The sequence below is a fragment of the Pseudarthrobacter sp. genome, assembly GCF_036675385.1.
Lineage (GTDB): Bacteria > Actinomycetota > Actinomycetes > Actinomycetales > Micrococcaceae > Arthrobacter.
Map to the genome: position 1 here is coordinate 1 of NZ_JAKFFD010000178.1, position 6,175 is coordinate 6,175.

Genomic DNA, 6,175 nt, shown 5'->3' on the forward strand with positions numbered 1-6,175 from the left:
GGCCAAATCCTGGGTGCGGCTATGCGGGGGCCAGAGCCCGCACCGAGTTTCGTTCCACGGTGGGACAGTGGATTTTTGTGGCGTCAGCGGCCGGTGCTTCTTCAAGGCCCAGGAGCATCCGCACTCCGGCTGCGCCCAGTTCGTAGTGGGGGAGAGCGACGGTGGAAAGCGGGGGTCGGACGTGGGCGGCGATGACTTCCTGGTTATCGAATCCCACCACTGCCATGTCCTCGGGGATGGAGAGCCCGTGCTCGCGCAGCCCGTCGTATAGCCCCATCGCCATTCGGTCGTTGTAGCAGTACACGGCAGTGGCTTCGCGCTTGAGGAGTTCCTCGGTCGCCCCGTACCCGCCTTCCTGGTCTGGGTAGGCTTCCAGGACCAGGCCCGCGTCGAACGGGATGCCTTCCGCTTCCAGCGCTTCCCTGTAGCCCTGGAGTCGTCCGTCCTTAGCCGGGGCCGGGATGGTGGCGTTGATGAAGGCGATCCGGCGGTGGCCGTGTTTCAGCAGGATCTCCGTGGCTGAACGGCCGCCCTGTACTTCATCCGGGACCACGGCCCGGGCGCCCGGTTCCGTGGAAAAGCAGTTGACGAGGACGAAGTCCGACTCCTTCAGGGAGGCCGGGATGTCCGTGGGCCGGTGGAACCAGGTGGAGTAGAGGATTCCGCGCACCTTGTATTCAAGCATCATGGCAATCGCGTCCGTCTCGAGCTCGCGGTTGCCTTCGGTGTTGGCGATGAGAAGCGCGTAGCCGTGCTTCCAGGCTTCATCCTGGGCGCCGTGGATGATCTGGCCGGCAAAAGGGGTGGTGGCAATGGCATCGGCCACGAGCCCGATGAACCGCGAACTCCCGCTGACCAGGGTTTGCGCCATGGCATTCGGCCGATAGCCCAGGTCCCGGATGGCGTCCCGCACGCGCTGGCGGGTTTCGTCGGATATCCGGGCAGTCTTTTTCTTGTTCACTACCAGGGAGACGGTGGCAGTCGAAACGCCCGCGGCCTCGGCTACCTGCCGGAGCGTGACGGGTTGAGGGCGCCCGGGACGTTTGAGGGGTGCAGCCGCACCCAGCGGTGTGACCGAACTATTCTCCTGCGAATTCATGAGCCCTCCTTGAGGAGTATATCCGGCTGTTCCTGCCGTCATCCCTTGCTCCCACCGCTCTCCAGTCCTTGGATCATGGCTTTGTTCAGCACGAGGAAGACCAGCAGAAGGGGTGTGATGGTGATGCAGACGGCGGCAAACGTGGCCGTCCAGTCCGTCTTTCCCATGGCGCCGATGTAGTTCTGCAGGCCCAGCGGAATCGTCTTCAGTTCTTCGGAAAGGACGAAGGTGTTGGCGAAGATGAAATCGTTCCAGATGAAGATGCTGTTGACCAGGACGACTGTCACGACGGTATTTACCGAAAGGGGCAGCGTGATGAGTCCGAAGATCCGGTAGGGACCTGCTCCGTCAAGGGACGCGGCCTCGTACGTTTCCCGGGGGATGTATTCAAAGAATGACGAGAAAAGGTAGATCGACATCGGAAGGGCGAAGCCGGCCAGGGGAATGATCATCGACGGGTAGGTGTCGAGCAGGTTGATGGTTGAGTAGTCGATGAAGAGCGGCACGAGGGCGATCTGGACGGGCACGATGATGCCGACCAGGAAAAGGCTGCGGACGAACTTGCTGAACCGGAACCCGAGGACCTGCAACGCATAGGCTGCCATCATTCCCAGCAGCACAATCAGGACATTGGCTCCCATGGTGACGATGAAACTGTTCAGGATGTTCAACCAGAGGTTGCCCGTCTCGAAGGCCCGGGCGTAGTTATCCCACGTCAGGGACTTTGGCAGTGCGAAGGGGTCGCCGGTCGCGAAGTCGTGTTCGGTGCGGAGGCTGGTGATGAAAAGCCAGGCGAGAGGGTAGACCTGCACGATGACGATGAGGGCGATAAGCACTCTTGACAGGGTGCTGTGGAGGCTGGGCGGCTTGCGTCGGCGGAGCGGCGGCGGGCTGTCTGGTGGGATTGCCACAGGCCTGGTGATCGGAGCTGCCGGCGCGGTCATGCGTCCGCCTTTCGTTTGAGCAGGAACAGGATGAGCCCTACGGCCACCAGGCACTCGACGACGATGAATACGGCGATGGTGCTGGCGTATCCGAAATCGGTGCTCGAGAAGGCCGTCTTGTACATGTAGGTGGTCAGCAGCTCCGAGGACTGTCCGGGGCCGCCGTTGGTCATGAGGTAGGGGATGTCGAATCCGCGCAGGCCGTAGGTGGTTGCCATGATCGTGGTGGTGATCCAGACGGGCATGATGTGCGGGAAGCGGATCTTCGTGAACAGTTGCCACCGCGAGGCGCCGTCGAGGCGGGCCGCCTCCTCAAGTTCCTGCGGGACGGACAGCAGCGCCGCGTAGATGATGAGCATGTACAGGCCGGTGAACCGCCATCCTTCCGGAGCCGATACTGCGGTGAGCACGGTGTTGATGTCCGAGAGCCAGGGCCGTTCAAGGGCGCCGAGGCCGATCCAGTGCAGGAGCTGGTTGAGCAGGCCAACCGGTTCGATCGAGTAGATGCGCACGAAGAGGAACGCGATGGCCACGGTGGAGATCACCGCCGGCAGCAGGTAGAGGGTCTTGATGAGCTCGCGGCCGCGTCGCATCGAGGTGAGGAGGCTGGCCACGACCAGGGCGCCGCCGAGCTGCAGCACCAGGCAGATGGCCAGATATCCGAGGGCGTTGAAGAAGGAGCGCCAGAAGATGTCGTCTGCGGTGAGCATCCGCACGTAGTTGGCGAGCCCTACGAACTCCATGTCGCTGATGCCGTTCCAGGAGAAGAAGCTGAGGAACAGCGACTGCACGATGGGGAACAGCACGGCGACGCAGTAAAGGAGCAAAGGTGGGAGCAGGAACACCAGGACAGAAAGTCGTGACCTGTTGGGGAGCATGGCTAGGCCTTTCGGGTGGGGGCCGCAGCCGCAGCCCCCACCGCTGTGATTACTTGAAGAACTTCGGGGCGTTCTGCGCGATGGTGCTGTCCATCGTGCTGGTGAACTGTTCGGGCGTGATGTTGCCCTGGACGAGGAGCACTAGCTCCTGCTGCAGCCGGCCGTTGGTTGTCGGGTCAAGCTGAGTGTCCCACGGCATGGCCTGCTTGCCCCCGAGGTCGTTGGCCTTCTCCAGGGCCTTCTTGTACAAGGGCGTGGCATTGGCCGGCAGGACGGTCTCCACAGTGGTGGTCGGCGAGAGCGCGCCGGTGGCCGCGTACTCGGCCGGGTACTTCTTCAGCGCGAACTTCAGGAAGTCGCTGACCAGCGGGTCGTAGGTCTTGGAGTTGACGGCCATTCCAATGCCCGACGGCGACACGAACTCGTTTGCCGCCGTGACGGATCCTGCAGTGGTGGGCAGGGTGAAGAAATCGATGTCATCGCGCACTTCAGGATTCAGCTTGTCCGTTGCCAGGCTGGGCAGTTCCCAGGTGCCGATGTTGTACATCGCTGCCTGGCCGGAGGTGAACTGGTTCTGGGCGTCGGAGTAGCCCTGCGATGAGAAGCCATCCTGGAAGCACTTGGCCTTGCCGAGCGCCGCCAGCCATTCGACGGTCTTCTGGCCTGCGGGGTCAGAGAACTTCGCTTCGCCCTTCTTGAGCTTCTGGATGAAGTCCGGCCCGGCTTCACGGAACGGCTGGTAGGCGACGTACCGCTCGAGCGGCCACTGGTCCTGGCCGTCGATGGCGATGGGGGTGATGCCGGCATCGCGCAGGGCGGTGCACATGGCGGGGATGTCATCGAGGGACTTCGGGACGGCCACCCCGGCCTTCTGCAGCAGGGCCTTGTTGTACCAGACGAACTCCAGCTCGAACTGGAACGGGATCATGTTCAGGGACCCGTCGTCGAACCGTTGGTAATCCAGCGCGCTGGGCCGGTAGTCGTCATAGACGTCCAGGGACTTCAGCAGCTTTTCTGCGTCCACCATTTTGCCTTGTTTGGCCAGCTGTTGGGCGAAGGGCGTGGCGTCGGTATCGAAGAGTTCGGGGAGCTTGTTGGCCGCGGCCAGCGTCTCGAGCTTTTGGATGTAGGAGGGCCGGTCGGGAGTGGTGATGAGCTTCAGTTCGAAGCCCGGGTGGTCTTTGGCGTACTCGTCCGCCAGCTTCTTCATGATGTTGATGACGGCCCCGTCGGCCGGCCGCGAAAGCAGCCACGAGATTTCACGGGCTTTGATTTCCCCGGTGGGGCTGACGTTGGAAGGGTCACTGGACCCTCCGCCGCCGCAGGCTGTCAAAGCCAGGGCGGTGACGGCTGCGACAGCGGCAGCACGGAAGAGTTTTTTCATGAGGGCAATCTCCTTTGATTGGAACGGAGGATGAGGGTGGTGGTTATTTAGTTGTCGGTGCGCTGACGTATTTGAAGTTCAGTGACCGTGACGGATCCTTCGCCGGCGAAAACGCCGATCCGCCCCGCGGGCAAGTCGTAGATCCTGGTGCTGAGGGCCACCTGCCGGTCCAGGACGGCAACGCAGATGTCGCCGTCGACGATGACTTCCAGGATGTGTTCGCCGGGGGACAGGTGGCACGGGCGTTCCAACTCGATGTGGAACGGAATGTCGCCGGAGACATGCCATTGCGCGTCTCCGGTGCTGGTCCTGGGCCACCGGTCGAAGACGAGCCTGCCGCGCTTCGGTTCCAGGCGCAGCACGTAGGACTGGTCACCGTCCGGCCCTGAGCGCAGCAGCAGACCGCATTCCGTTGTCCCGGGGGCAATGTCCAGCACTGCCTTCGCGTAAAACTGGCTGGGCAGTTCTTCCTCCGAGACGACGGCGGTGTATCCGTCCGGGACGTTGAGCCGGGTGGGCAGTTCGTGTGCCAGGGACAGCGGGACGTCCTCCCAGAAGCTGTCCACCAGTTCATCGGCGAAGGCGAACCCGAGCGTTCCGTCCGCATTTTGGCGGGCTTCCAGGACGGACATCGTGCCTGCCCACTGCCAGGGTCCGTCGTCGCAGTTGCCTTCCTTGCTGGCGATCCAGCCGAAAAAGAAGCGGCGCCCGTCCCGCTCCGCGGTCTTTGAGGCGTAGTAGGCGCGCCCGTCGATACTGTCCAGGTCCGGTACCGTCCACGGGCCGTCGGGGCTCTTGGCCATGCGGTACCGGGTGGTGAAGGATTCGGAGAACTCCGAGTAGACCATGTACCACCAGTCACCCCACGCGAAGACATCCGGGCATTCATGCGTGATGTAGCGGCGCGGATCCCAGAACGGTTCGGTGTGCCGCCAGTTCACCAGGTCTTCGGACACGCACTGCGCAATGACGCCGCGGCGGCGTTCAGGTCCTGCGGAGTGCCGTGCCGCCAGCAGCATCCGCCACTGGCCTGCCGCCTCATCCCGGAAGACGAACGGATCCCGCCAGTCCCCGGACTCATAGCCGTCCGGGGCGCCGAAAGTGAGCTCGGGGTGCTTCACCCAGGTCTGCATGCCATCGGTGCTGGTGGCCTGCATGACCAGTTGCAGGGGAACGCCGTCCGGTCCGAGGTTCCGTGGGTTCTGTCCCGTGTAGAACAGGCGGTGGTTGCCGCTTTCATCGACGACGACGCTGCCCGTGTAAGCGTTGAAGTCCAGGTCGGTGTCGCTTCCGTGGTGGAGCGAAACACCCTGGTCCTCAAACTGCGTGAGGTCTTTGGTGGTGACAAGGTTCCACGAGGTTCCCGGCTTCGGGTCTGAGCGGACCTCGTGAAGGTAGAAGAGCCAGAACTCCCCGTCCTTCTCGAAGGGGATAAGATCGCCAACCCATCCATCGGAGGGCTGGAAGAAGACTGAGCGTTTCATCGGCACTGATGTCCATTTCTGCTAAAACGTTTGATCACTTGTAATCTAGCCCCAATCGGAAACCTGATCAAGCGTTTTAGCAAAGTTTAGGTTTATTCTTTCGCTGGTCTTAATCCGGAGGATGCGGACGGCGCGGAAGCAGCCTCATACTTCCCCCGGACCTCCGGTTTCGGAAGCTTCGGACGACACCGCACTGCCGGCCGACAGGAAGCTCCTGAGGGCCGGCAGCCTGGTTCGGGTCCTAGCTGAATTCGCGGATGGTGATTCCGGAGAAGGTGGCAGGGCCGCCGTCGGCGTACAGCGAGATTCCGGTGTCGCCGTCTGCGAAGTGCACCTGCTGCGAGAGCACCGTTTGCCCGGCATTAACGAAGACTTCGACGCTCTGT

6 protein-coding genes are annotated in these 6,175 nt (G+C 62.5%); all 6 read right to left on the reverse strand.

What is annotated here, in order from left to right; translation table 11 throughout:
* Positions 1-19: 19 nt before the first annotated feature.
* The gene (locus V6M49_RS15555) at positions 20-1,099 is read right to left on the reverse strand and encodes a LacI family DNA-binding transcriptional regulator (RefSeq protein WP_332761891.1); all 1,080 of its coding nucleotides are present in this window, start codon (positions 1,097-1,099) and stop codon (positions 20-22) included.
* A 38-nt stretch (positions 1,100-1,137) separates the two neighbouring features.
* The gene (locus V6M49_RS15560; RefSeq protein WP_332761893.1) at positions 1,138-2,043 is read right to left on the reverse strand and encodes a carbohydrate ABC transporter permease; all 906 of its coding nucleotides are present in this window, start codon (positions 2,041-2,043) and stop codon (positions 1,138-1,140) included.
* Positions 2,040-2,921 carry a carbohydrate ABC transporter permease gene (locus tag V6M49_RS15565; RefSeq protein ID WP_332761895.1) on the reverse strand — a complete coding sequence of 294 codons (882 nt, stop codon included), beginning with the start codon at positions 2,919-2,921 and terminating at the stop codon, positions 2,040-2,042. Before V6M49_RS15565 ends, V6M49_RS15560 begins: the two co-directional genes overlap by 4 nt.
* Before the next feature lie 49 nt (positions 2,922-2,970).
* Complete coding sequence (locus V6M49_RS15570; RefSeq protein ID WP_332761897.1) at positions 2,971-4,305, reverse strand: ABC transporter substrate-binding protein; 1,335 nt, start codon at positions 4,303-4,305, stop codon at positions 2,971-2,973.
* 47 nt (positions 4,306-4,352) lie between these two features.
* Complete coding sequence (locus tag V6M49_RS15575; RefSeq protein ID WP_332761898.1) at positions 4,353-5,789, reverse strand: GH32 C-terminal domain-containing protein; 1,437 nt, start codon at positions 5,787-5,789, stop codon at positions 4,353-4,355.
* Between the two features lie 241 nt (positions 5,790-6,030).
* Positions 6,031-6,175: GH32 C-terminal domain-containing protein (locus V6M49_RS15580; RefSeq protein ID WP_332761899.1), on the reverse strand; the 145-nt coding region annotated here is incomplete at its 5' end.